Below are 24,335 nucleotides of genomic sequence, written 5' to 3'. Positions count from 1 at the left end.
TTACTTGACAGTTTTCCAAATTCTTATTGAAAGGGTTGTTTTAAAAACTTATATTTGGAAGTGTAATAAAAAGATATTGAAATAAGTTTAGCATACATGAAGGCAACCATAGAATACAACTCCAGAAAAATACAAATAGATGTTTCTCAACCCATCGATATTTCTATTGCAATAGATGTTACAAAACAACATATAAACGCATGGTATGTGGATGATCCAAAGATTTTTCCGGAAAAAGTTGATGAGTATGAAATAAGTGTTGCAAATGGTGCAGTTGTTAATTTTAACAACATCCATTTCAACCCGCATTCTCATATTACACATACAGAGTGTGTTGGTCATATTACAGAAATAGTGCATTCTGTAAATCAGCATTTAAAACATTATTTTTTTGTGGCAGAGGTAGTTACCGTTGCGCCAGAAAAGTTAAATGGCGATTTTGTCATTTCAGAAAAGCAACTAAAAACTGCTTTAAGAAACAAGAAAAGAGACGCTATCGTCATTAGAACCTTACCTAATTTAATAGAGAAAAAGAAGAAGCGATATTCGCATACAAATCCTACGTATTTGCTAGAAGAAGCGGCTATTTATTTGCGAGAAAAAGGAATTAAACATTTGTTAATTGATGTGCCTTCTGTAGATAAAGAAAATGATGGTGGAAAATTATTAGCGCATAATGCTTTCTGGAATACCGCAGGAAAAGTAAGAATGGATGCTACAATTACAGAGTTTATTTTTGTGCCAAATTCAGTCGAAGATGGTGAGTATTTATTAAACTTAATGATTGCACCTTTTGAAAATGACGCCACACCAAGTAAGCCAATTTTGTATAAAATAACGAACTAATTCATGAAGAAAATTTGTGCTAAAAAGAAGGTTCTTCTCGCAATTGTAATCATCCTTTTGGTGTTGATATACAATGGATCTTATGCAGATGTTTCTGTGGAGGATTTAAAAAAGGCATACGCAAATGAGCATTCTAAATTTATAGAAATTAACGGAATGCAAGTGCATTATAGGGATGAAGGCAAAGGTTTTCCAATTGTTTTAGTGCACGGAACAGCGTCTTCATTGCATACTTGGAATGATTGGACAACAGCACTTACTAAAGATCATAGAGTCATCCGAATGGATTTGCCTGCTTTCGGACTAACCGGCCCTAATAAAGATGCAAACTATTCTATTGAAGCATACACAAAATTTTTACAGCAGTTTTTATCAAAAATAAAGCTTGATAAATTTTATTTAGCGGGGAATTCTTTGGGCGGAAATATTGCTTGGAATTACGCTGCAGAATATCCTGAAAAAGTAGAGAAACTAATTTTGGTGGATGCCAGCGGGTTGCCAACAAACAAACCGCAGCCAGCAATTTTTAAAATGGCAAAGACACCTGTTTTAAATTCGCTTTTTTTATATGTAACTCCTAAATTTTTCATCAAAAAAAACATGGAGCAAGTATATGCCGATAAAACTAAAATTACAGATGATTTAGTTACACGTTATCATAAAATGGCATTGAGAGTTGGCAACAGACTAGCGTTTATAGATAGAGCAAAAACGGATTTTAACTTAGGAGAAAAATCAAATTTAGAGAAATTAAGAAGTATACAAACACCTACATTATTAATTTGGGGAGCAAAAGATACTTGGATTCCTTTAGACAACGGGAAACGAATGGACCGTTTTTTATCGAATTCAAAATTAGTTGTTTTAGAAAATTCTGGTCATGTACCGATGGAAGAAAACCCAAAAGAAAGCTTTGAGGTTTTAAGTAGTTTTTTAAATGATTAAAGCGAATAAGAAAAGCTTTAAACTTTTATTGATTTCAATAATTTCCTTGCTTTTATATTTTTTTATAGAAAATTCAGAAAGAATAAACTCAGCAATAGTTCAAATTCAAAATAGCCATGCTAGCCGAGGGTTTGGATATTTTATACTTTTCAATATCTTAAAATGGTTTTTGGTTATTTCGGGGATTATTTCTCTAATTATGTATCTGAAAATTATTTTCACAAGGACAAATAGCTAAAATGCTTTTTCATCATACATGCACAGGCAAGAATCCAAAGTAAGTGAATTCAATATATTTCTTTTTCAAGTAGTAATAAGTTCATAAAAATCCGTTAAAATCCGTGAAATCCGTGTCAAATAATTAAAAACAAAAAACCAATCATTAAAACCACTTCTTACGTTTAAAATACCAAACGGCCAAAACAGAAATAACAACCATAACTCCTAATAAAATATAGTACCCATTTTGCGTCTTTAGTTCAGGAATATTCTCGAAATTCATGCCGTAAATTCCAGCTAAAAAAGTTAAAGGAATAAAGATAACAGATAAGATTGTTAAGGTTTTCATCACCTCATTTAAACGGTGACCTTGAATACTGAAAATCAAATTTATTTTACTTTCTAACTCTTGCAATTCAAAATCAATATTAGCTATTAAGTTGATCGTTTGTTCTTTAGTTTCGCTAAAATATTTTACATCTACACCTTTAATTTCTACTTTTTCAAGTTTTACAATCATGTCTTTTAAACCTATTGCTGCTTTTTTAAAACTAAACAATTCTTGCTTTCTTTTTTCTACTAAAGAGGTAAATTCAGGAGTGGGCTTAATATTAGTAGCATTTAACTCAGAGGCACTAATTTCTGCATGTTTTAAGTATGTATCTTGGTAATTATCAATGATAGCTTCAATAATTAGATACAATAAATAGTCTGCTTTTTTCTTTCTAACAATTCCTTTATGACCCTCTAATCGTTCGCGAATCCAGTTAAAATAATCACCAGGCTTTTCTTGAATACTCCATAAAAAATGAGGAGAAACAATAAAAATCATTTGTTCATTATCTAAGTTTTTACCTTCAGTTTTTAATACTTTAATGGTTACAAAAAGCAAATTATCTAATACAATTACTTTGGTTGCATGTTCTTCTTCCATCAATAATTTTATCAAAAAATCGTCTAGTTTGTTTTCTAAAATAATTTTTCTAAATTCATTTTGATAGTCTAAACCATAGGTGTTTATCCATTTAGTTCCATTAAAAGGTGTTACAAAATCTATCTCTGACAATCCAGAAAATTTAGTTTTTTCGTAATTCTTATCAGAGTAATGTATAATTGTGGTAAGCTCTAAAAACTCCTGTTCCATTTTAATACTTTATTTTTGGTAATATAAAGATACTTTTTTAAATTTTAAACCTCATTTTAAAAATCGATTTATGCACATAGAACAACTTCGCGATTTTTGTATTACAAAAAAAGGAGTAACAGAACATTTTCCTTTTGATAACGTAACATTGGTTTTTAAAGTAATGAACAAAATCTTTGCCCTAACAGGACTAGACTCTTGGGAAAAAGGAGAACAAAAAATCAACTTAAAATGCAACCCTGAAAAAGCAGAAGAATTACGAGGAGAATATGAGGGAATTATCGCTGGCTGGCACATGAATAAAAAACATTGGAATACAGTACTTGTAAATTCTGCGGATGTTTCTGATGTTTTAGTTAAAGAACTTATCAATCATTCGTATGATTTGGTTGTGAGTGGATTAAAAAAAAATCAAAATCAGAATTAGAAAATTTAGAATAAGTATTACAGTCATTCTTAAAATAGTTATGATTTAGGATTCTTATATTGCATTGGATAATCGATACGAAAAAGGCGTCACATTCTTTACCTCTTTAAACTTTCTGTTAAAATTAGAAATATTATTAAATCCGCTTTTAAAAGCTATTTCTGCAATAGAAAATTCCTCTTTAGATTTTAAAATCTGACACGCATTTTCAATTCTAAGCTCTGTTAAAAAACTGATATATGTTTTATTAGTTCTCTTTTTAAAATACTTACAAAATGCATTTTTAGTCATATTTGCAATCCTTGCAATTTCTTCCAAAGTAATTTTTTGATGTGCGTTTTCTATTGTGAAATCAAAAACAGTACGCATTCTTTTCCCTTCAATATCAGAATATATTTTACTGTATACAAAGTTAGAAAGTGGTTCCGTCTCAGCATTTGAAATCATTTTTATAATTTCTAAAAACAAAATAAAACGTTCTAATTTCGTTGCTTTTTTTAATTTATAAAAAGAGTTTATAAGTTCCGTTTTATTTATTTTAACAGCCAAGCCTTGCATTGATTTTGAGAAGAAAGTAGTAATTTCTGCAAATTCACGTAGTTCAAAAAAGTGTTCCCCAAAAGAAGAGGTCGTAAAAAATAAACTCAACATTTTAGAATTTGTGCCTACATTTTTATCACTTTTAAAAGCATGTGGTAAGTTGCTGCCAATAATAAAAATATCGTTTTCGGCATAGCTAGAAATTTTATCACCAACTAATAAAGTTCCATTTCCTTTTTCAATAAAACTAATCTGAATTTCATCATGTTGATGCAATTGATCATAAAAAACAACCTCAATATCTTCTTGATAAATGAGTGCGTTATTTTCTGGTTTCGGAATTTTAAAAGGAAGTACTTTCATGTAACTTAAATTAGTTAGTAATACAAAAATATTCATAATTTATATAAATACTACTATTAAGGATACTATACTATCAAAATTGAATAATTTAATAGTATTTTAAAAGCCTGAATTTCTTTAACTTTAATCCATCAAAAAAATCATAAAAATGAAATTCAATTGGGAAGGCGTGATGCCAGCAGTAACTACAAAGTTTACAAAAGACGATAAACTTGATTTAAAAATGTTTCAAACCAACATCAAAGCACAAGTAGATGCAGGTGTACATGGTATTGTTTTAGGCGGAACTTTGGGCGAAGCAAGTACACTTTTAGAATCAGAAAAAAGACAATTAACTAAAAGCACTTTAGAAGTTGTGGCAGGTAAAATTCCGGTGCTCATGAACATTGCCGAGCAATCTACAAAAGGCGCAATTTATGCAGCACAGCAAGCGCAACAGGATGGTGCGAGCGGTTTAATGATCTTGCCACCAATGCGTTATAAATCTGGTGATAGAGAAACCGTAACCTATTTTAAAGAAGTGGCTAAAAACACAGATTTGCCAATTATGATTTACAACAATCCGGTAGATTATAAAATAGAAGTTACGCTAGATATGTTCGACGAAATGTTAGAATGTAAAAATATTCAGGCTGTAAAAGAATCAACCAGAGACACTACAAATATTACTAGAATTATCAATAAGTTTGGTACGCGGTTAAAGATTATGACAGGTGTAGATACTATTGCTTTAGAAAGTTTATTAATGGGCGCAGATGGTTGGGTTGCTGGTTTGGTGTGTGCTTTTCCGGCAGAAACAGTGGCTATTTACGAGCTTCAAAAGGCAGGAAGAATCAAAGAAGCAATCGAAATTTTTCGATGGTTTTTGCCCTTGTTAGAGTTAGATATTAATCCTAAATTAGTGCAAAATATAAAGTTGGCAGAAGTGTACACAAACATAGGAACAGAAAATGTGAGAGCGCCGCGTTTGCCACTTTTTGGTGTTGAGCGTAAAAAAGTGGTCCATATTATTGAGAGCAGTTTAAAAACGAGACCTACGTTGCCAAATTATAAAAATTTATAAAATAATTAGTTGGGTGTTCCTTAAAAAGGTCGGGCTTTACGCACTCGCTTTTTTTACGAAAAGTAAAAAAGAGCTCAAACAAATGCTGCAATCCCTAACACAAATTAGTTAAATACAAATTAATACATGACAGGAAAAAACTATATAGGCAATCAATTAGTTGCCACAGGAACAAAAACATACAAAACATTCAATCCAGAATTGAACCAAGAAAATGAAACGGTTTTTGTAGAAGCAACCTCTAAAGAAATTGAAGAAGCAGTAAATTTAGCAGCTTCAGCTTTTAAGGAATTCAGAATTATTTCTGGCGTAAAAAAAGCCGAATTTCTAAACGCAATTGCAGATGAAATCTTAGCATTAGACGATTTGTTAATTCAAACTTTTTGTTCAGAATCAGGTTTGCCAGAAGGAAGAGCAAAAGGTGAAAGAGGCAGAACAATTGGACAATTAAGAAGTTTTGCAAATTTGGTTGCAGAGGGTTCTTGGGTAGAAGCAACAATCGATGAAGCGCAACCAAACAGAGAACCAATGCCAAAATCGGATATCAGAAAAATGTTAATTCCGCTTGGCCCAGTGGTTGTTTTTGGAGCAAGTAATTTTCCGTTAGCCTATTCAACGGCAGGCGGAGATACTGCAGCAGCATTGGCTTCGGGTTGCCCAGTGCTTGTAAAATCGCATCCAATGCATGCAGGAACCGGCGAATTAGTAGCGTCTGCAATTTTAAAAGCAGCAAAAAAAACAGGAATGCCAAATGGTGTTTTTTCTAATTTAAATTCAAGCGGAATAGAAGTTGGGCAAAAGTTAGTTTCGCATCATAAAGTAAAAGCAGTTGGTTTTACAGGGAGTATCAATGGTGGTAGAGCGTTGTTAGATTTAGCGGCAAAAAGAGCAGAACCAATTCCGGTATTTGCAGAAATGGGAAGTATAAATCCGGTGATAATTTTACCAAAAGCATTAGAAAATAGATATCAAGAAATAGCAAAAACCTATGCGGGTTCTATCACTTTAGGTTCTGGGCAGTTTTGTACAAATCCGGGTTTATTATTAGGAATAAAAAGCGAAAGTTTATCCAATTTTATTGCGGAGGTATCCGAAGAAATTATCAAAATAAATCCCTCTTGCATGTTGCATCCCAATATCAAAAAAGGATACACGGCTAACAAAGAAAAAATAGTTTCACAAGATAAAGTGTCTGTGACTGCAAACTACACATCATCCATAAAAAATAATTATGCAGAACAAGCTATTGTTACCGCAGACGGAAAAACGTTTTTAGAAAATCCTACCTTACATTTAGAAGTTTTCGGACCATTTTCTATGATTGTTCAATGTGATAATGCATCGCAATTAGAAGAAGTTATTGCTAATTTAGAAGGACAATTAACAGGAACTATAATTTCTGATGAGAATGAAATTTCTGACTTTCAAAATGTAATTTCTGCATTACAAAATAGAGTAGGACGAATTATTTTTAACGGTGTGCCAACAGGAGTTGAGGTTTGCGAATCGATGGTTCATGGCGGTCCTTATCCTGCATGTACAGATAGCAGATTCACAGCAGTTGGTATCAATTCTATAAAACGTTGGGTGCGTCCTTTTAGTTATCAAGATTGGCCAAATGACTTGTTGCCAAAAGAATTGCAAAACGAAAATCCAATGTCCATTTTTAGAACAATCGATGGACAAAGAACCACTAAAAAAATATAAAAATGAAATTTTTTAAAGTTTGTGTATTCATCATTTTCTCCATGTTGGTTTCTTGTAATTCAGGCAGTCAAAAATGCAAAAATTCGTCACAAGAGCTAAAAATCTTGATACAATCGTATGAAGAAAGAGAAGCCTATGATAAAGAAAAATATCCTTTAGGAATTTATACAAGAGCGTTTTACAAAGCAGAAGCGGAATATGCGGAAAGTCAATTGCACTCTTTTGAATGCATCAAAATAGCTGAACTTTCTGAAACAGAACAAATTTCGGCCAAACTTTTAAAATTCGTTTTACAAGATCAAATAGATTACTATAAATTTGAACAATTTCTAAATCCATTATTATCAGATTCAGGTTTTCATAGCAGTTTAAATTATGAAATTAGACCTATTTATAACTATCACGATGCTAAAAGATATTTGTCTAAATTAAATTCGTTGCCAGAATTTGTAACTCAGAACTTTCTAAATTTAAGAGAAGGTTTGGCAAAAGGAGTTTCGCAACCAAAAGTTATTTTCACAGGATATGAGTCTACCTACAACGATCATATTGTACCTAATTTTAAAGAAAGTCCGTTTTACAAACCCTTTAAAAACTTACCATCCACTTTTACAAATCAACAAAAAGATTCTATTTTAACTGCGGCAAAAGAAGCGATCGAGAATACTGTAATTCCTCAATTTCAAAAAATTAAAACTTTTTTTGAAACGGAATACTTGCCAAAAACGAGAACAAGTTTAGGTGTTTCAGAAACGCCAAACGGGGTTGCTTTTTATCAAAACAGAATTAATTTTTATACCACTAGTACAACATATACGGCGGATGCTATTCATCAATTAGGTTTAAAAGAAGTTGCAAGAATTAAAGCAGAAATGCAAACAATTATTACGGATTTAAACTTTAAAGGAAGCTTTTCTGACTTTCTGAAATTTTTAAGAACAGATGAACAATTTTACGCAAAATCTCCTAGAGAATTGTTAATGATCGCCAGAGATATGGCAAAAAGAGCAGATGCACAATTGCCAAAATTCTTTAAAACCTTGCCTAGAAAACCATACGGAGTTGCGCCTGTTCCGGATGCGATTGCACCAAAATATACAAGTGGCCGTTATGTTGGCACCTCAAAAAACAGCACGGAACCCGGTTATTATTGGGTAAACACCTACGATTTGCCAAGCAGAACTTTATATACATTGCCTTCTTTAACAGTGCATGAAGCAGTTCCAGGTCATCATTTACAAGGAAGTTTGAACAACGAACTGGGTGATTTTATTCCGCAATTTAGACGTGATTTGTATTTATCAGCTTATGGCGAAGGTTGGGGTTTATATTCAGAATTTTTAGCGGATGAAATGGGAATGTATACAACGCCATATGAACAATTTGGGAAATATACTTATGAAATGTGGCGCGCTTGCAGGTTGGTGGTAGATACAGGAATTCATGCAAAAGGTTGGTCGAGAGAACAAGTTGTTGCCTATATGTCAGAAAATACGGCACTTTCTCTACATGAAATAAACACAGAAACAGATAGATATATTTCTTGGCCAGGGCAGGCTTTGTCTTATAAAATAGGGGAATTAAAAATTAGAGAATTGCGTAAAAAGGCAGAAAAAGAATTGCAACAGAATTTTGATATTAGTGCTTTTCATGAAGTTGTTTTAGAGCAAGGAACGGTTACATTGGCAATTTTAGAAGAACGAATCAACAATTATATTCAGAAAACAAAAAATGAGTAAACATACGTTTGTTTGTATTGATGCGCATACGTGCGGAAACCCTGTAAGAGTTATAAAAAGTGGAGGACCCGATTTAATAGGGAAAACCATGAACGAAAAACGACTTCATTTTTTAAAAGAATTTGACTGGATCCGCAAAGGGTTAATGTTTGAGCCAAGAGGTCATGATATGATGAGTGGTTCAATTTTGTATGAACCTCACAACCCAGAAAACGACTTTGCTATTTTATTTATAGAAACTTCGGGTTGTTTACCAATGTGCGGACACGGCACCATTGGCACAATTACCATTGCCATTGAAGAGGGTTTAATTACACCAAAAATTGCAGGAAAAATAAGAATGGAAGCGCCTGCTGGTTTAGTAGAAATTGAATACAAACAAACCAATAATAAAGTGGAATGGGTGAAATTAACCAACGTAAAAAGTTATTTGGCAGCAGAAAACTTAACGATTGATTGCCCAGAATTAGGCGAAATTACATTCGATGTTGCCTATGGTGGAAACTTTTATGCAATTGTTGATCCGCAGAAAAACTTCAGCGGAATGCAAGATTTTACGGCGTCAAAAATTATACAATTATCCCAAGTAGTAAGAGAAAAAATTAATAAAAAATATCCAAATCAATTTGTGCATCCAGAAAATGAAACTATCAAAAATGTAACTCATTTATTATGGACAGGAACTCCGATTGATGCAAGTTCCCACGGAAGAAATGCCGTTTTTTATGGTGATAAAGCAATAGATAGAAGTCCCTGTGGTACAGGAACATCAGCAAGGTTAGCACAATTGTTTGCAAAAGGAAAGTTAAAAGTGGGTGATGAATTTATTCACGAAAGTTTTATTGGAAGCAAGTTTGTGGGTTGTGTAGAAAAGGAAACAACTTTAAACAGCCAAAAAGCAATAATACCCAGCCTAAAAGGTTGGGCAAAAATATACGGACAAAACACGATTACTATTGATACAGAAGATGATCCGTATGCATTGGGTTTTCAAGTGATTTGATTTTTTAGACCTTCTAGGTTTTTAAAACAGGAAAGATTTTTGTTAAATTTAATATTGCAAATAATATATTAGATGTCGAAAATAAACAAAAGCGAAATTCCACAAAATCATTGCCATACAGAACTTGTATATCAAAGAATTAATAAAAAATTAGGCGTAAATTTCTTGAATGGAGAAATTGAAGCCTTGATCAAAAAAGTAGTATTAGAAACAACTTTAGATTGTTTTAAAAAAAAAGAGAAGAATTACTATATTTCAAGTAAGGAAACTAATAGTAGAATTACAATCAATTCAACTACTTTTAGAGTAATTACAGTTGATAAAATTATAAAATAATGTCAAAAAAAGTACTTATTATTGGCGGCGGAATTATCGGTTTATGTACGGCATATTATCTTCAAAAAGAAGGTAATGTAGTAACAGTTATTGATAAATCTGATTTTTCAAGTGGCGCTTCTTATGTAAATGCTGGTTATATTACACCGAGTCATGTTATTTCGTTGGCCGCTCCTGGCATGATTTCAAAAGGGATTAAATGGATGTTTAATTCGGAAAGTCCTTTTTATGTAAAACCACGTTTGGATATGGATTTTTTAAAATGGACGTTGGCTTTTAAGAAATCTGCGACAGCATTAAAAGTTGAGAAAGCAATACCGGTTATTAAGGATATTAATTTGCTGAGCAGAGAATTGTATCAAGAACTAAAAGCATCAAAAGAATTCGATTTCTTTCATCAGCATAAAGGATTGTTAATGTATTATCAAACTGAAAAAGCAGGAGAAGAAGAATGGAATGTTGGTAAAAAGGCAATCGATTTGGGATTAAAGGTGGAGAATCTGTCAAAAGAAGAAGTTTGTAAAATCGAAAAAAATGTAGATTTAAATATCAAAGGTGCGGTGTATTATCGTTCTGATGCTCACATGACGCCCAATGAATTTATGCCCCAGTTAAAAAGTTATTTAGAAAAAGTAGGAGTAACTATTTTAGGAAACGAAGAAGTAACAGATATTGAGGTTAAAGACGGTAACGTAGTTTCTGTAACTACTAAAAATCAGATTTTAAAAGCAGACGAATTTGTAATTGCAACAGGTTCTTGGTCTCAGAATTTGGCTAAAAAATTGAATATCAACATTCCTGTGCAAGCAGGAAAAGGCTATCGAATTAATGTTGATAGGGAAACTAATATTACAATTCCCGCAATTTTAATGGAAGCAAAAGTAGCGGTTACACCAATGAACGGATTTACGCGTTTTGCGGGAACTATGGAAATTGGTGGAATTAATCACAACATAAATCCAGTTAGAGTAAACGCAATTGCAAAAGCCGCGGCACAATATTATCCGAATTTAAAAATAAATCAGCAAGAAATAGACGACGCACAATGTGGCTTACGTCCGCTTTCTCCCGACGGATTGCCTTATATTGGAAAATCATCCAAATGTAAAAACGTAACCTTTGCAACAGCGCACGCCATGATGGGTTGGAGTTTAGGGCCTGCAACGGGTAAACTGGTTTCAGAAATAATTGCTGATAAAAAAACATCTTTAGATCTAAGCCCGTTTCATGTGGATAGAAAATTTTAAGATAAAAAACATACGAATACGTAAAAAAAACACAATGATAGGAATAGGAGGTTCTACCATAAAAGAAGAGTTAGCGGCAATTACGCCAATAGTAAACTTTGTAAAACCAATTCAGAAAGAGGAATTTCAACAACGAATTGACAAAGCATGTCAATTAATGCGAGAACAAAATGTACCCGCATTGTACTTGCATTCTGGTAAAAACTTGTTTTATTTTACAGGAATGAAATGGAATGCCAGCGAACGTATGGTTGGGGCTTTATTGTTTGCAAACGGGACGCTTGTATATATTGCTCCTGAGTTTGAAAAAGGAACAATTTTCGACTTTATGTTGATAGAAGGAGCAGTTCGTGGTTGGGAAGAACACGAATCTCCTTATGAATTATTTAGATTATTGCTAAAAGAAAATGGTCTCGATTCTGGAGAAATTTCTATGGATGAAGCTACTCCGTTTTTTGTTTTTGACGGAATTCGAAATGGTCAAAATTCATACAAATTAGTAAATGCAAAACCAATTACGGCTGGTTGTAGAATGATTAAATCGGATGCTGAAATTGCAATTATGCAACAAGCTATGAATATTACTTTAGAAGTTCAGAAAGCTGCGGCAAGAATTTTACGTGTTGGAATTTCAGCCAAAGAAGTAACTGATTTTATTAACGATGCACATGTAAAATACGGAATTCCGTCTGGTTCTTATTTTTGTATTGTATTATTTGGCGTTGATTCATCATTTCCGCACGGCGTAAAATCTCCAAAAGATTTAGCAGAAAACGAAGTTGTTTTAGTTGATACCGGTTGTGTGTTACACGATTATATTTCAGACATTACTAGAACCTATGTTTTTGGAAAAGCGAATGAAGAACAAACTCGAATTTGGAATATCGAAAAAGAAACACAACAAGCAGCATTTGATGCAGCTCAATTAGGGAATACCTGTGCAGCGATAGATGCTGCAGCAAGAGTTGTGTTAGAGTTTTACAATTTAGGGCCTGATTATAAATTACCTGGATTACCGCATAGAACTGGTCACGGAATTGGTTTAGAAATTCATGAATGGCCTTATCTAGTAAGAAATGATCATACTATTTTAGAAATAGGAATGACAATTAGCAACGAACCAATGATTTGTGTTCCTGATAAATTCGGAATACGATTGGAAGACCATATTTATATGACAAATAAAGGGCCAAAATGGTTTACAAAACCGATGCATTCGATAGAGAATCCATTCGGGATTTAAGCATCAAAATCATGTAGGTCCAAACGCATTTGAATTAGGTGTTTTTTAAACCCAGTTTTTTGATATGCTCTAATAGCGGAAGGATTTGTTTCGTACACATCTAGTCGAATTTCATTGATGTTTCTTGTTTTAGACCAAGCTAATAAAGCATCAATAATTAATTTGTTGTATCCATTTCCTCGATGTTTTTCTGGAACATACATAAATCCTAAATATGCATGCGCCTCGTGCTTTAAGTAAATTCTGTCTTTTTTTATTTTAGCATAGCCAGAAGCGACCAATTCTCCATTCAATTCTGCAACATATAAAACGGCATCTTCTGAAAGGATAAAACCTTCTAAATCATAATAGATAACTTTTCCATCTTTAATGGTCACATCCATTGGGCGTTCTGCTTCTACCAACCCATCCATAAACGTATTTAAAGTTGCTAAATCATTTTTAGTTGCAAGTCTTACGATTGGTTTCATTGTTTATTGATTTTTCACTATAAATTAGAAAGCAAAACTACAGATAAATATTCTAAAACAATCCTAAATAGAGTTGCTGTTTCATTGCGGGTTTAATTTAAAATGTAGTTTTTTTAGGTACTTTGTTTTAACAAGAAGTATCAGCAACAATTTTCCATTCACCTTTAATTTTCCTAAAAATAATCATAAATACACCGCTGGCATCTCCAACTTTACGTGTTAAATGATATGCTCCCATCACATAATAAGATTCTTTTTCAATCTTAGTAATGTCATTTATTTTAAATTCTAAGATTCCTGAATGATCAGGAGTTGGATATCTTTTCTTATAGTTCGCTAAGGTTTTATCCCAACCAAGTTTTACGCCGTTACTACCGTAAAATTTTAATGAATCCGATTTCCAATACCCTTGCATAAATCCTTCTAAATCATGTTTAGACCAAGCAATTTGTTGCGCATCCATGATGGCTAAAATGTCTTTTTTGTCTTGCTCTTTTGTTTCAATTTTACAAGAAGAAAGCACTAAAATCGCTGCGAATAAAAACATTAATTTTTTCATACTACTGATATTTTAAATCATTAGTGTCCGATAAATAATTTTAAAAGCAGGATTTCCATAGTTGGATTTCCTGCTTTATTTATATCTTGATTTTTACCACAAAATTGAGATATGAACAAAAGTACACACTTTAGCGGAACACCAATAATTAAACAGATTTTAAAATATATACCACAAGCAGATATTACTCGGACAGCCAAAATCTATAACAGTGACCGCTACTACAAAAAGTTTAAAACCTACGACCATTTAGTCACGATGCTTTATGCCACAATGAGTGGAGTTTCCTCACTTAGAGAGTTGTCGACCGTTTTATTAGCTTGTGAAGGGCGTATCAGCCATTTAAATCTAAAACATTTCCCTAAGCGAAGTACATTGTCAGATGCTAACAAGAAAAGAACCAGTGAAGTCTTTGGAGCAATTTATTCAAAATTATACAAACGCTACGCTCCATTTTTATCGGACAGCAGTCCATTAAAATCTCCTGTAAAGAATTTAAAAATTGTAGATTCTACCACAATCAGCCTATTTAGTGATATTTTAAAAGGAGTTGGTCGTAATCCTATTACAGGTAAGAAAAAAGGAGGTATAAAGATGCACACAATGATAAATGCTTTGGAAGATGTACCTTGTCTGATACGTTTTAGCAGTGCTGCTACTCACGACCACACTTTTTTAAAAGAGTTAAATTTAGAGAAAGATTCTTTTGTCGTTTTTGATAAAGCATACAATGATTATCTCCAATATTTAGAGTGGACTTTAAATGATATTTACTTTGTAACTCGCCAAAAAGACAATGCTGTCTATAAAAGCATTAAAGAATTTGATTTAGCAGACAAAACAAGTGATGCAATACTAAAAGATGAACTTATATTGATAGAAAAAGACGATAAATCTATTCAAATAAGAAGAGTTGCTTATTGGGATGCTACAAAAGAAAAGGTATATGAGTTTATCACCAATAATGCAGAAATATCTCCAGACCAAGTAGCAGATATATACAAACACAGATGGCAGATTGAAACGATGTTTAAAAGACTCAAGCAGAACTTTCCCCTTAAATATTTTCTTGGAGATAATCAAAATGCAATAGAGATTCAGATATGGTCAGCATTAATCATTCAACTCATCATGCTTGTGATACAAAGAAAAATCAAACGAAAATGGGCATATTCAAATATGGTTTCTGTGATGAGATTTCATCTGATGACCTACATTGATCTGTTTAAATTTCTCGAAAACCCAAACAAACAATGGTGGGAACTCACATCAAAACCTCCAGATATACAACTGCAACTTTTTAAATAGACACCTTGCTAACTCAAAAAGAAAAATATAGAACGTGTTTATTGGGCTCTAAAATGGGTTTAATTAAATTTTGTAGTTTTATCGGACACTAATGATTTTAAATATTAATTATGACAACTACAAGTAGGAGTCGTGAAACTATTTGTGTTTGTATTAAAAGGAAGTCCTTGGTTGTAACCACCCATTTCAAAGTAGAATTCACTTCTTTTTGTGTCATAATTTCCAACTTCGTTCATGGTGTCTACATCATATAAGCGCCCGTTTACCATCGTGTACATTACTGAGTTTGAGTTTTGAATATCTTCCAAAGGATTTTTATCCATGATAATTAAATCAGCTAATTTCCCTTTTTCTAAAGAACCAATTTCATCCGCAGCACCTATATAATCTGCACCATTTATAGTAGCAGCTTTTAAAATTTTTTCTACTACCTAAAAGTTTTACAAGCTATATTTAAAGCAACAGAAAACTTAAATTTGTGCATAAAAATAAGCATTAAAAAAAGTACAATCCAATTTTTAAGAATGAATAAAAATATTTTAGGGCAAAGCGATAGCATAAACCCTAAAACACTTTAATTTAGGATCGTTATTGTACAATAAAAAATAGGTAACATTTCTGAGTTTTTAAATGTTGTAATTTAAACAACTGTATTTTACAAATGCACTTTTCCGTAAGAAGTTCTAAATAGGCGGTAAAATGAAGCTGTTTTTTATATTAATAATGGAGAAAAAACTGAATTGTTTTGAAGATAAAAAAGCACCGCATTGGCATTTTCTTTTGATGACGTTGTGCTGTAGGCCGTCCAAACTCATTAAAATTCTTTCATTCTGTTAATCACATAATCTGTTTTTTCTGCAAGCGGAGGTAACTGTTCATATCCCAGCTCAATTCCCATAAATAAAAATTAACTTACAGTATATGAGGTGATTGTGTATTTTTTTGAATCGTTATTTTAACTCGTTTTTATGATTAATCTCATTAAAAATACACTATCCAAAAAATACACTACATTTGATTTGTAATACCCCCCTGATATTTTACGCAAATCAATCTGAATTTATTTTCAGATTCGTTTATAACTAAATTTTATATCTAGGCTTATGACGTTATTAAAAAAAATTTCCCTCGTAGCAAGTATATTACTTGTTGCACAATTAGCACACGCACAAGAAACGATTCCCGCCTCAGGAGGTGAAGCTACGGGATCTGGAGGCTCAAGCAGCTACACTATTGGCCAAGTATTTTATACCACCAACACAGCTACTACTGGTGGGGTATCTCAAGGGGTGCAACACCCGTTTGAATTTCAGACGCTGAGCAATCCAGCATTGACAACTGTAAAGGTAACCGCCGTTACCTATCCTAATCCAACGTCTGATTATGTCATACTTAAAATTTCGGATAGTACTCTTGATACCCTAAGTTATACACTTTTTGATGTTACAGGAAAAGCGATATCTAATGGGATTATTACCAATGGAGATACACAAATTGCCATGCAGCAATTAGCAATAGGTATTTACATTTTAAAAGTAAACCGACACAACCAAGAATTAAAAACTTTTAAGATTATTAAAAAATAAGATACCCTATGAAAAAACGATACACAATTTTAGCCTTCTTATTAGTTACTGCAAGCACTTTTGCACAAGCACCAGAAAAGATGAGTTACCAGGCAGTTGTGCGAGATGCTACTAATACCCTTTTAACGAATCAATCTGTAGGGATGCAGATAAGCATCTTACAAACCACCATAACAGGAGCATCAGTATATACAGAAACACACTCAGTAACGACCAACTTAAACGGCTTAGTAAGTTTAGAGATAGGTACAGGAAGTACCTCAGATAGTTTTGCCACTATAGATTGGAGTGCTGGCCCTATTTTATAAAAACAGAGACCGACCCAAGTGGAGGGATAAGTTACAGTATAACAGGCACCAGTCAATTAATGAGTGTTCCGTTTGCATTGTATGCAAAAACGTCAGGAAGTTCTGAAACGAATGCTACTAATATTGCTAACAATACAACTACAATTACAGCCAATACATTAAAAGACGGCATCACTGCAGCTCAGGCAAGTGCAATTACAGCCAATACATTAAAAGATGGCATCACTACAGCTCAGGCAAGTGCAATTACAGCCAATACATTAAAAGTTGGCATCACTGAAGATCAGGCAACAGCAATTACAGACAATACTGCAAAAGACGGCATCACTGAAGCTCAGGCAACAGCAATTGCAGACAATACGGATAAAGTAGGCATCACTGAAGCTCAGGCAAAAGCAATTACAGACAATATTGCAAAAGACGGCATCACTGCAGCTCAGGCAACAGCAATTGCAGACAATACGGATAAAGTAGGCATCACTGAAGATCAGGCAAGTGAAATTACAGCCAATACATTAAAAGTAGGATATACAGAAGCGTTGGTTTCAAGCTAATACAGCTGTAGCTGCTAATACCTTAAAAGTTGATACAGATGCTACTAGTGTAAATGCTGCTGGAGCGTTAATGGATTCAGAGCTAACTGATTTAGCAGGTATTAAAGCTGTAACAATATCTACTTTACAAGTAATACCATCTGAAGGTGCTTTTGTTGATGGAGATAAAACAAAACTGGACGGAATAGCAGCCTTAATATCAGCTTTAGAAGCTCAAGTAACGGCTTTAGAAGCCCAAATACCAACAGTAGCAATAGGAGATTTTAGAGTAGGTGGTGTTGTATTTTGGGTAGATCCTACAGATAACACCCACGGCTTGGTATGTGCTATTGAAGACCAGAGTGTGGGCATTCAGTGGTATAATGGTTCTAATACAACAACTGGAGCAACAGCCACTGCTATTGGTACAGGAAGCGCAAATACCACAGCAATCATAGCAAACCAAGGTGCTGTAGAAACAGCTTATGCAGCCGGTTTAGCAAGAGCTTATAGAGGCGGAGGATATACCGATTGGTTCTTGCCAAGTAAAGATGAGTTAAACGAAATGTATCAAAATATGGCAACGATAAATAGTACTGCAGCAGCAAATGGCGGTAGTGCTTTTTCCACTAATTACTACTGGAGTTCTACGGAGTTCGCTCTCAATTTCGCGTTGTTACAGTATTTCTACAATGGTTTTCAGAACTACAACAATAAGAACGTCACTTACTACGTGCGTGCTGTTCGGGCTTTTTAATTATTTAGTTATTTATCAATTTAAATGGTGCCGCGTAAGCGGTCGAAAAAAAAAAATACAAAACCACGATGACTTTTTTAAAGTGGTTGTGGTTTTTTTTGTTTAATAAAAATAATTACCTGTCATTACGAGGGAAGCATGACCGAAGTAATCTCATGAATTGAAACTAAAAACAGACAGATTTCCACGTCGTGCCTCCTCGCAATGACGCATCCGAAAGACATTATGAGGAAAGTATGACCGAAGTAATCTCATGAAGCCATACAAAACAAAATAAACGAATAGAAACTAATAAAAAGCCTAACAAAGCAGAAAAGCATTTGTTTTTAAAGAGCAAAAGTTGCGTTTTCTTAGGATCTCAAATTATTTGCATAAAATTTTCACTAAAGATTTTATGCAAGTAGAAAATTACTTCTTTTGCGTTTTTAATGGTAAACGTAAGCGGTGGTTTTATTTTGATTGCATTATGATCTGGACCATCTGAACTCATTAAAATGCCAAAGTATTTCATTCTGTTAATCACATAATCTGTTTTTTCTGCAAGCGGATGTAACTGTTTGTCAACCAATTCAATTCCTAGAAATAAACCTTGACCTCTAACATCACCAATTATCGGGAATTCTTCTGATAATTTTTGTAATTCTGACTTTAAATAATCACCTACTTTTAACGCGTTTTCTTGCAATTTTTCTCTTTTTACTTCACGTAAAACTTCGGTGGCAATGGCACAAGAAACAGGGTTTCCGCCAAACGTGTTAAAGAATTCCATTCCGTTTGCAAATTTTTGGGCTACTTCTTTTGTACAAGCAACCGCTGCAATAGGATGTCCGTTTCCTAATGGTTTTCCAATAGTTACAATATCCGGAACCACATCGTGGAACTGAAATCCCCAAAAAGTTTTCCCCATTCTACCAACGCCAGTTTGCACTTCATCAGAAACACACAAACCACCTGCTTTTCTTACTTTTTGATAGGCTTCTTGCAAAAATCCGCTAGGCAATGCTACTTGTCCGCCACAAGAAATAATAGGTTCGATGATAAATCCGCCAACTTTTTTGTTTTGCTGATGAATTTCGTCAATCAATAGTTGCACTTCCTGAGCATAATTTTCTCCTGAATTTTCGCCTCTAAACTTTCCTCTAAAAGCATCCGGAATCGGGAAAATATGGGTGTTTTTGGGTTTCCCTTTTCCGCCTTTTCCATCAAATTTATAAGATGAAATATGTATCGTTCCGCTGGTATTTCCATGATAGCCATGTTCGCTGGCAATAATTTCATCAGAATTTGTACATGCTTTTATCATTCTAATAGCAAGTTCATTCGCTTCACTCCCTGAGTTCACAAAATGCAAAACAGACAATTCTTTAGGCAACGTTTCTAATAGTTCTTTAGCCAGCGTTGTAATGTTCTCGTGCAAATAACGCGTATTTGTATTTAGCAATGCCATTTGATGTTGACCCGCTTTTACAACGTTAAAGTTTTCATGACCAACGTGTGCAACATTATTTACAGTATCTAAATATTTTCGTCCAAAAGCATCAATCAAATACTGATTTGCTCCTTTTACAATATGCAAAGGGTTTTTGTATTGCAGACTCAAACTTTTACCTAAATGCTTTTTTCTATCTAAAAGAATATCCGCAGAAACATCAATTAAATTTTCTTTAAATCCGTTCATTTTAAACAATAAATTGGGATCCGGACAAAGGCTTTTCCAAACTTCAATTTGATTGAAATACGCAACACCTGGAAAATCAGTTTTATAATCTAACAACGATAAAGTGATTTCAAAATGTAGGTGTGGTGCCCAATTTCCGTTTTCAGGATAATTTGCCAAAGCAGCAACTTGTGCTCCTTTTTTAATAATAGCACCAAGTGTATGTTTTAAAACACTTTTCGCAGTATTATGACCGTATAAAGTATAAAAACAAAAATCTTTTTGTTGATGTTTTAAAACCACTAAACCACCATATTCTTTATCGCCAATATCATTTTCTAAGATGACCACTTCGCCATCAAAAAGCGCGTGAACAGGCGTATTTTGTGGCAGCCAAAAATCAACTCCTATATGAATAGTTCTACTTTGATTTCCATAATTTCCTATGGTGTCATATTCGGTAGAGGTATATAAATTTCTAGGTTCTAAATAACCGCCAGCCAAAATTTTAGTAGGCACTTCTTTTTGAAGTTGTTCTATTTTAAACTGAAATAAATCTAAATTATTAAAGTCGTTTTGATGACCCACAAAGGTACTCGAAATACTTAAGTCTAAATGGTGAATTTCATTTTTATGGATCGTTGGAAATAATTCGGATAAAGAAAAAGTATGCTGTTTCGCCCAGTTTTCAAACTTTTCCTGATCTGGATGTGCATTAAATCTGCAGGCATTTCTAAAACTAAAATGTGCAAAATCGGCTGAGACTTTATGCCATTTTTTTAATAAATTCCAGGCAGGTTTTTCGCTGATTACTAAATACTCATTTTCTGGATTTTCAATTTTATTGATAGCCGATTTTGTGACAGAAATTACTAAACGCATGGCAATTAAAACATACAAAAACTCCAATTCTTTTTCTTCTAAAGCAAAAGAAGCATGATATCCTTTTACAATTGGCAAGGCAGCATCTAAAGGGTCATTCTTGTCCATAATTGCATAGGCACACGCAACGGCAAGGTCATTTATAATTTGTGTTTTTACAGCATCACCAAAATCGATAATTGCGGTTACTTTTGGATTGATGCCTATTTCTGAAACTAAAATATTATGATCGTTTGCATCATTATGAACTACAGATTTTCTAAGTTCTGAATACTTATTTTGAACGCTTTCAAACGTGTTTAAAAAGTAAGAAACCAGTTCTTTTTCTTCAGGTTTAAAAAGATGTACATATTTTTTTGTCCATACACCTTGTGCAATATCCCAATCAAAAATTCTTTCTGCTTTTGGATGATGAAATCCTTGTAACGCTTTGGTGATTTTTCCTGCTTTTACTCCCAAACTAAAACGCAAATCATTTAATTGGGGATTTACAGAAGCCCAAACTCTGCCATCAATCCAAGTTAATAAACGAACTTTTAGTGTGGTTTTAGCATCCAAAGAAATTGTTGAAATTGTTTTGTGGTTTGCATCTAAAACAATTTTTGGTGCTATTATAGCCGTGTTTTTATCCGCTAAAAAAGCTACTATACTTTGTTGAAAATCCAATTCATGCTCATCAGAATTTTCTGGTGATATTTTTAAAATGTAGGTGTTTTTATCATTAACCTGTATTTTAAAATTAGTGTCAATTTCACCGGGTAAAAGAGATGCTTTTCCTACAATAGTATAGGTTTCAAAAAGTATTTTTTCAGCTTGTTTGGTTGTCATTTGGTGTACTTGCGAATTCATGAACTAAAAATAAGATAAAGTTTAGAAATGGCATCAAATCCTTAGCATTCTTTGTAGATTTGTTAAAAATAGTCATTTTGATTAGTGGTAAAATCTAAAAAAAATATAATGATAGTTCAAGGTAACATTGTAGACATATATAACAAACGAATTTTTAAAGGAGAAGTTGAAGTAGAAAACGGGAGAATTAAAGAAATTCGGGAGTCAGATCATGCCTGTGAAAACTATATTTTACCAGGTTTTGTAGATGCACACATTCATATAGAAAGCTCTATGTTAGTTCCGTCTGAATTTGCTAAAATTGCCGTAATTCATGGTACAGTTGCCACCGTTTCTGATCCGCATGAAATTGCGAATGTTTTAGGTGTAAAAGGGGTGGAATTTATGATTGAAAACGGAAAGAAAGTTCCGTTAAAATTCAATTTTGGAGCACCAAGTTGTGTGCCTGCAACTTCTTTTGAAAGTGCAGGAGCGATTATAGATGCTGCTGATATACAATTGATGATGCAAAATCCGGATATTTTATATTTAGCAGAAATGATGAACTATCCAGGAGTTTTGTTTGATGATGATGAAGTTTTAAAAAAGATTAAACACGCAAAAAATAATAACAAACCCATTGATGGTCATGCACCAGGTTTAAGAGGCGATGATGTAACTAAATATATTTCGGCGGGCATTTCTACCGATCACGAGTGTTTTTCTTATGACGAAGCAAAAGAGAAACTAGAAAAAGGAATGAAAGTGCTTATTAGAGAAGGATCTGCTGCTAAAAACTTTAATGCTTTAATTGATTTATTGCCAGATAATTATGAAAATATGATGTTTTGTTCAGACGATAAACATCCGGATGATTTGCTGTTAGGTCACATCAATCAATTGTGTGAAAGAGCTGTTGCAAAAGGAATGGATGTTTTTAAGGTGTTGCAAATGGCATGCGTAAATCCTGTAAAACATTATAATTTAGAAGTTGGCTTGTTGCAGAAAAATGATTTTGCAGATTTTATTGTGGTTGATAATTTAGAGAAGTTCAAGGTTTTAGAAACCTATATAAATGGAGAATTGGTTTCGAAAAACGGAGAAAGTTTTGTGAAATCTGTAGATTTTGAAGTGTTAAACAATTTTAATACGGATAAGAAGTTCGTTAAAGATTTTAGATTTGATTCTTCATCAGAAAAAATAAATGTGATTGAGGTCTTAGATGGTGAGTTAGTAACCAATAAAATGGAAGCAACTTCTTTAATTGTGGATGGGAATTTAGTTTCAAACAAAGCAACAGATATTTTAAAAATGACGGTTGTAAATCGGTATAAAAACGCAAAACCATCCATCGCTTTTATTAAGAATTTCGGATTAAAAGAAGGTGCTATTGCAAGTTCTGTTGGGCACGATTCTCATAATATTATTGCAATTGGGGTTTCGGATGAAATGATTTGTAAAGCGGTGAATTTAATTATTGAAAATAGCGGCGGAATTTGTGCTGTAAACGCATCCGAAGAAAAAATAGTCTCTTTACCTGTTGCAGGAATTATGTCTGATTTATCTGCCCACGAAATAGGAAAATCTTATGCTGAATTAGATGTAATGGCAAAGAAAATGGGTAGCAAATTAAGGGCGCCTTATATGAGTTTGTCTTTTATGGCGTTATTGGTCATTCCGGCTTTAAAGTTATCGGACAAAGGATTGTTTGATGGCACTTCTTTTAAATTTACGTCTTTAGAAGTAGAATAACTTTTTAGTAAAAACAATACGTTTATAAATATGTTTAGCCCTGATTGAACGGCTTGTTTGAGCTCTTTTTTGTTTTTCACAAAAAAAGCGAGTAGTGAAAGCAGGAAATAGCTTCAAATAAAATGTTACATTTGTCAACATTAATACAAAAATAATGACTTTACAAGAAGATTTAGAAAATAGAAGTGGTACAAAATGTGAGTTATGTACAGCAACCAATAATTTGTCAGTTTATGATGTAAAACCTAGTATTACTGGTGGTGGCGGAGTTGATGGAAGTATTTTGGCTTGTGAAACTTGTGTTACTCAAATTGATACTCCAGAGGAAGTTGATGCTAATCATTGGCGTTGTTTAAATGATTCGATGTGGAGCGAATTTAGAGCTGTAAAAGTAGTTGCTTGGAGAATGTTACATCGTTTAAAAAAAGAAGGTTGGCCTGTAGATTTATTAGGGATGATATATATGGAGGATGAAGAATTGCGTTTTGCCAAAGAAACGGGAGATCATTTAGCCGAAAGTGAAAAAATTATTCATAGAGATGTAAATGGTGTTATTTTAGAAGCTGGAGATTCTGTAGTTTTAATAAAAGATTTAAAAGTAAAAGGTTCTAGCATGGTTGCAAAACAAGGAACTGCTGTGAGAAGAATTTCTTTAGATCATGAAAACGCCAATTATATTGAAGGTAAAGTTGGCCCAACTCAAATTGTAATTATTACAGATTACGTAAAGAAAATGACAGATAAAGAATAATATATCTATATTTTAAAGTAAAAAGGCTTGTAATTCAATGGATTACAAGCCTTTTTTTATGCGCTTTATTTTTTATGATTGGAAATAAAGTTATTTTTTTAACTAATAAGTTAGTTTAAACT

Annotated in this window: 23 protein-coding genes; 17 read left to right on the top strand and 6 right to left on the bottom strand. The window is 33.2% G+C overall.

Going from position 1 to position 24,335, the window contains the following annotated elements; genetic code table 11:
• The first annotated feature begins 96 nt into the window (after positions 1 to 96).
• Together BST83_RS13000 and BST83_RS12995 are read left to right on the top strand one after the other, a co-directional pair.
• Positions 97 to 846 (top strand): cyclase family protein, encoded by a 750-nt coding sequence (locus tag BST83_RS13000; RefSeq protein ID WP_104810155.1) that lies wholly within the window; start codon positions 97 to 99, stop codon positions 844 to 846.
• 3 nt (positions 847 to 849) lie between these two features.
• Positions 850 to 1,791, top strand: a complete 942-nt coding sequence (locus BST83_RS12995) for an alpha/beta fold hydrolase (RefSeq protein WP_104810154.1) — start codon at positions 850 to 852, stop codon at positions 1,789 to 1,791.
• Positions 1,792 to 2,173: 382 nt separating this feature from the next.
• Here the strand turns inward: BST83_RS12995 and BST83_RS12985 are convergent, their stop codons facing one another.
• A complete protein-coding gene (locus BST83_RS12985) occupies positions 2,174 to 3,154 on the bottom strand; it encodes a CorA family divalent cation transporter (RefSeq protein WP_104810152.1) in 981 nt (326 codons plus the stop codon).
• A 70-nt stretch (positions 3,155 to 3,224) separates the two neighbouring features.
• Here BST83_RS12985 and BST83_RS12980 point away from each other — a divergent pair, with 70 nt between their 5' ends.
• Positions 3,225 to 3,581: an MmcQ/YjbR family DNA-binding protein gene (locus BST83_RS12980; protein ID WP_104810151.1), complete on the top strand. Its 357-nt coding sequence runs from the start codon at positions 3,225 to 3,227 to the stop codon at positions 3,579 to 3,581.
• Positions 3,582 to 3,635: 54 nt separating this feature from the next.
• Here the strand turns inward: BST83_RS12980 and BST83_RS12975 are convergent, their stop codons facing one another.
• Positions 3,636 to 4,520 (bottom strand): AraC family transcriptional regulator, encoded by an 885-nt coding sequence (locus BST83_RS12975; RefSeq protein ID WP_367889165.1) that lies wholly within the window; start codon positions 4,518 to 4,520, stop codon positions 3,636 to 3,638.
• A gap of 112 nt (positions 4,521 to 4,632) precedes the next feature.
• Here BST83_RS12975 and BST83_RS12970 point away from each other — a divergent pair, with 112 nt between their 5' ends.
• From BST83_RS12970 to BST83_RS12940, 7 genes are all read left to right on the top strand, one after another.
• Positions 4,633 to 5,547 carry a dihydrodipicolinate synthase family protein gene (locus BST83_RS12970; protein ID WP_104810149.1) on the top strand — a complete coding sequence of 305 codons (915 nt, stop codon included), beginning with the start codon at positions 4,633 to 4,635 and terminating at the stop codon, positions 5,545 to 5,547.
• Between the two features lie 126 nt (positions 5,548 to 5,673).
• Entirely contained in the window at positions 5,674 to 7,254 is a 1,581-nt protein-coding gene (locus tag BST83_RS12965; RefSeq protein ID WP_104810148.1) for an aldehyde dehydrogenase (NADP(+)), read from the top strand.
• A gap of 2 nt (positions 7,255 to 7,256) precedes the next feature.
• Positions 7,257 to 8,993 carry a DUF885 domain-containing protein gene (locus BST83_RS12960; protein WP_104810147.1) on the top strand — a complete coding sequence of 579 codons (1,737 nt, stop codon included), beginning with the start codon at positions 7,257 to 7,259 and terminating at the stop codon, positions 8,991 to 8,993.
• Positions 8,986 to 9,996 (top strand): 4-hydroxyproline epimerase, encoded by a 1,011-nt coding sequence (locus BST83_RS12955; protein ID WP_104810146.1) that lies wholly within the window; start codon positions 8,986 to 8,988, stop codon positions 9,994 to 9,996. Before BST83_RS12960 ends, BST83_RS12955 begins: the two co-directional genes overlap by 8 nt.
• Before the next feature lie 72 nt (positions 9,997 to 10,068).
• Positions 10,069 to 10,332, top strand: coding sequence for a DUF3781 domain-containing protein (locus BST83_RS12950; protein ID WP_104810145.1), 264 nt, complete (start codon positions 10,069 to 10,071; stop codon positions 10,330 to 10,332).
• Positions 10,332 to 11,579: an NAD(P)/FAD-dependent oxidoreductase gene (locus BST83_RS12945; RefSeq protein ID WP_104810144.1), complete on the top strand. Its 1,248-nt coding sequence runs from the start codon at positions 10,332 to 10,334 to the stop codon at positions 11,577 to 11,579. The genes BST83_RS12950 and BST83_RS12945 overlap by 1 nt, the downstream gene beginning before the upstream one ends.
• Before the next feature lie 34 nt (positions 11,580 to 11,613).
• Positions 11,614 to 12,822, top strand: coding sequence for a M24 family metallopeptidase (locus BST83_RS12940; protein ID WP_104810867.1), 1,209 nt, complete (start codon positions 11,614 to 11,616; stop codon positions 12,820 to 12,822).
• Here BST83_RS12940 and BST83_RS12935 read toward each other — a convergent pair.
• Positions 12,819 to 13,292 (bottom strand): GNAT family N-acetyltransferase, encoded by a 474-nt coding sequence (locus tag BST83_RS12935; protein ID WP_104810143.1) that lies wholly within the window; start codon positions 13,290 to 13,292, stop codon positions 12,819 to 12,821. The two genes, BST83_RS12940 and BST83_RS12935, sit on opposite strands and share 4 nt — an antisense overlap.
• Before the next feature lie 127 nt (positions 13,293 to 13,419).
• Complete coding sequence (locus BST83_RS12930) at positions 13,420 to 13,851, bottom strand: YybH family protein (protein ID WP_104810142.1); 432 nt, start codon at positions 13,849 to 13,851, stop codon at positions 13,420 to 13,422.
• A 111-nt stretch (positions 13,852 to 13,962) separates the two neighbouring features.
• Here BST83_RS12930 and BST83_RS12925 point away from each other — a divergent pair, with 111 nt between their 5' ends.
• A complete protein-coding gene (locus BST83_RS12925; RefSeq protein WP_104808119.1) occupies positions 13,963 to 15,159 on the top strand; it encodes an IS4 family transposase in 1,197 nt (398 codons plus the stop codon).
• A gap of 104 nt (positions 15,160 to 15,263) precedes the next feature.
• On the opposite strand, the gene BST83_RS12920 is transcribed toward BST83_RS12925, so the two are convergent.
• Entirely contained in the window at positions 15,264 to 15,578 is a 315-nt protein-coding gene (locus tag BST83_RS12920) for an amidohydrolase family protein (protein ID WP_367889195.1), read from the bottom strand.
• Between the two features lie 684 nt (positions 15,579 to 16,262).
• Between BST83_RS12920 and BST83_RS12915 the strand changes: the two genes are divergently transcribed.
• The 4 genes from BST83_RS12915 to BST83_RS12900 all read left to right on the top strand — a co-directional run bounded on the left by BST83_RS12915 (position 16,263) and on the right by BST83_RS12900 (position 18,343).
• On the top strand, positions 16,263 to 16,745 hold the full coding sequence (locus BST83_RS12915; RefSeq protein WP_104810141.1) for a T9SS type A sorting domain-containing protein: 483 nt from the start codon (positions 16,263 to 16,265) through the stop codon (positions 16,743 to 16,745).
• 8 nt (positions 16,746 to 16,753) lie between these two features.
• Positions 16,754 to 17,053, top strand: a complete 300-nt coding sequence (locus BST83_RS12910) for a DUF8740 domain-containing protein (protein ID WP_104810140.1) — start codon at positions 16,754 to 16,756, stop codon at positions 17,051 to 17,053.
• Positions 17,029 to 17,607 (top strand): hypothetical protein, encoded by a 579-nt coding sequence (locus BST83_RS12905; protein ID WP_170062790.1) that lies wholly within the window; start codon positions 17,029 to 17,031, stop codon positions 17,605 to 17,607. The genes BST83_RS12910 and BST83_RS12905 overlap by 25 nt, the downstream gene beginning before the upstream one ends.
• 70 nt (positions 17,608 to 17,677) lie before the next feature.
• Positions 17,678 to 18,343 (top strand): Lcl C-terminal domain-containing protein, encoded by a 666-nt coding sequence (locus BST83_RS12900; protein WP_104810138.1) that lies wholly within the window; start codon positions 17,678 to 17,680, stop codon positions 18,341 to 18,343.
• Between the two features lie 358 nt (positions 18,344 to 18,701).
• Here BST83_RS12900 and BST83_RS12895 read toward each other — a convergent pair whose 3' ends face one another.
• The gene (locus BST83_RS12895) at positions 18,702 to 21,710 is read right to left on the bottom strand and encodes an aminotransferase class III-fold pyridoxal phosphate-dependent enzyme (protein WP_240614753.1); all 3,009 of its coding nucleotides are present in this window, start codon (positions 21,708 to 21,710) and stop codon (positions 18,702 to 18,704) included.
• A gap of 129 nt (positions 21,711 to 21,839) precedes the next feature.
• On the opposite strand from BST83_RS12895, the gene ade reads away from it, so the two are divergent.
• Together ade and BST83_RS12885 are read left to right on the top strand one after the other, a co-directional pair.
• Positions 21,840 to 23,462: an adenine deaminase gene (gene ade / locus BST83_RS12890; RefSeq protein ID WP_104810866.1), complete on the top strand. Its 1,623-nt coding sequence runs from the start codon at positions 21,840 to 21,842 to the stop codon at positions 23,460 to 23,462.
• Between the two features lie 154 nt (positions 23,463 to 23,616).
• On the top strand, positions 23,617 to 24,213 hold the full coding sequence (locus tag BST83_RS12885) for a PhnA domain-containing protein (protein ID WP_104810136.1): 597 nt from the start codon (positions 23,617 to 23,619) through the stop codon (positions 24,211 to 24,213).
• Positions 24,214 to 24,335: the final 122 nt, after the last annotated feature.

Source organism: Polaribacter filamentus, assembly GCF_002943715.1.
Classification (GTDB): Bacteria; Bacteroidota; Bacteroidia; order Flavobacteriales; family Flavobacteriaceae; genus Polaribacter; species Polaribacter filamentus.
The sequence above is the reverse complement of the archived record's forward strand: the minus strand, read 5'-3'. Positions and strand labels throughout refer to the sequence as shown.

Coding starts and splice junctions, on each gene's coding strand:
- ade (WP_104810866.1), top strand. CDS start 21,840: ATGATAGTTCAAGGTAACATTGTAGACATATATAACAAACGAATTTTT.
- BST83_RS12885 (WP_104810136.1), top strand. CDS start 23,617: ATGACTTTACAAGAAGATTTAGAAAATAGAAGTGGTACAAAATGTGAG.
- BST83_RS12950 (WP_104810145.1), top strand. CDS start 10,069: ATGTCGAAAATAAACAAAAGCGAAATTCCACAAAATCATTGCCATACA.
- BST83_RS12900 (WP_104810138.1), top strand. CDS start 17,678: ATGGATTCAGAGCTAACTGATTTAGCAGGTATTAAAGCTGTAACAATA.
- BST83_RS13000 (WP_104810155.1), top strand. CDS start 97: ATGAAGGCAACCATAGAATACAACTCCAGAAAAATACAAATAGATGTT.
- BST83_RS12945 (WP_104810144.1), top strand. CDS start 10,332: ATGTCAAAAAAAGTACTTATTATTGGCGGCGGAATTATCGGTTTATGT.
- BST83_RS12910 (WP_104810140.1), top strand. CDS start 16,754: ATGAAAAAACGATACACAATTTTAGCCTTCTTATTAGTTACTGCAAGC.
- BST83_RS12935 (WP_104810143.1), bottom strand. CDS start 13,292: ATGAAACCAATCGTAAGACTTGCAACTAAAAATGATTTAGCAACTTTA.
- BST83_RS12915 (WP_104810141.1), top strand. CDS start 16,263: ATGACGTTATTAAAAAAAATTTCCCTCGTAGCAAGTATATTACTTGTT.
- BST83_RS12960 (WP_104810147.1), top strand. CDS start 7,257: ATGAAATTTTTTAAAGTTTGTGTATTCATCATTTTCTCCATGTTGGTT.
- BST83_RS12895 (WP_240614753.1), bottom strand. CDS start 21,710: ATGACAACCAAACAAGCTGAAAAAATACTTTTTGAAACCTATACTATT.
- BST83_RS12970 (WP_104810149.1), top strand. CDS start 4,633: ATGAAATTCAATTGGGAAGGCGTGATGCCAGCAGTAACTACAAAGTTT.
- BST83_RS12975 (WP_367889165.1), bottom strand. CDS start 4,520: ATGAATATTTTTGTATTACTAACTAATTTAAGTTACATGAAAGTACTT.
- BST83_RS12930 (WP_104810142.1), bottom strand. CDS start 13,851: ATGAAAAAATTAATGTTTTTATTCGCAGCGATTTTAGTGCTTTCTTCT.
- BST83_RS12995 (WP_104810154.1), top strand. CDS start 850: ATGAAGAAAATTTGTGCTAAAAAGAAGGTTCTTCTCGCAATTGTAATC.
- BST83_RS12965 (WP_104810148.1), top strand. CDS start 5,674: ATGACAGGAAAAAACTATATAGGCAATCAATTAGTTGCCACAGGAACA.
- BST83_RS12980 (WP_104810151.1), top strand. CDS start 3,225: ATGCACATAGAACAACTTCGCGATTTTTGTATTACAAAAAAAGGAGTA.
- BST83_RS12925 (WP_104808119.1), top strand. CDS start 13,963: ATGAACAAAAGTACACACTTTAGCGGAACACCAATAATTAAACAGATT.
- BST83_RS12940 (WP_104810867.1), top strand. CDS start 11,614: ATGATAGGAATAGGAGGTTCTACCATAAAAGAAGAGTTAGCGGCAATT.
- BST83_RS12955 (WP_104810146.1), top strand. CDS start 8,986: ATGAGTAAACATACGTTTGTTTGTATTGATGCGCATACGTGCGGAAAC.
- BST83_RS12985 (WP_104810152.1), bottom strand. CDS start 3,154: ATGGAACAGGAGTTTTTAGAGCTTACCACAATTATACATTACTCTGAT.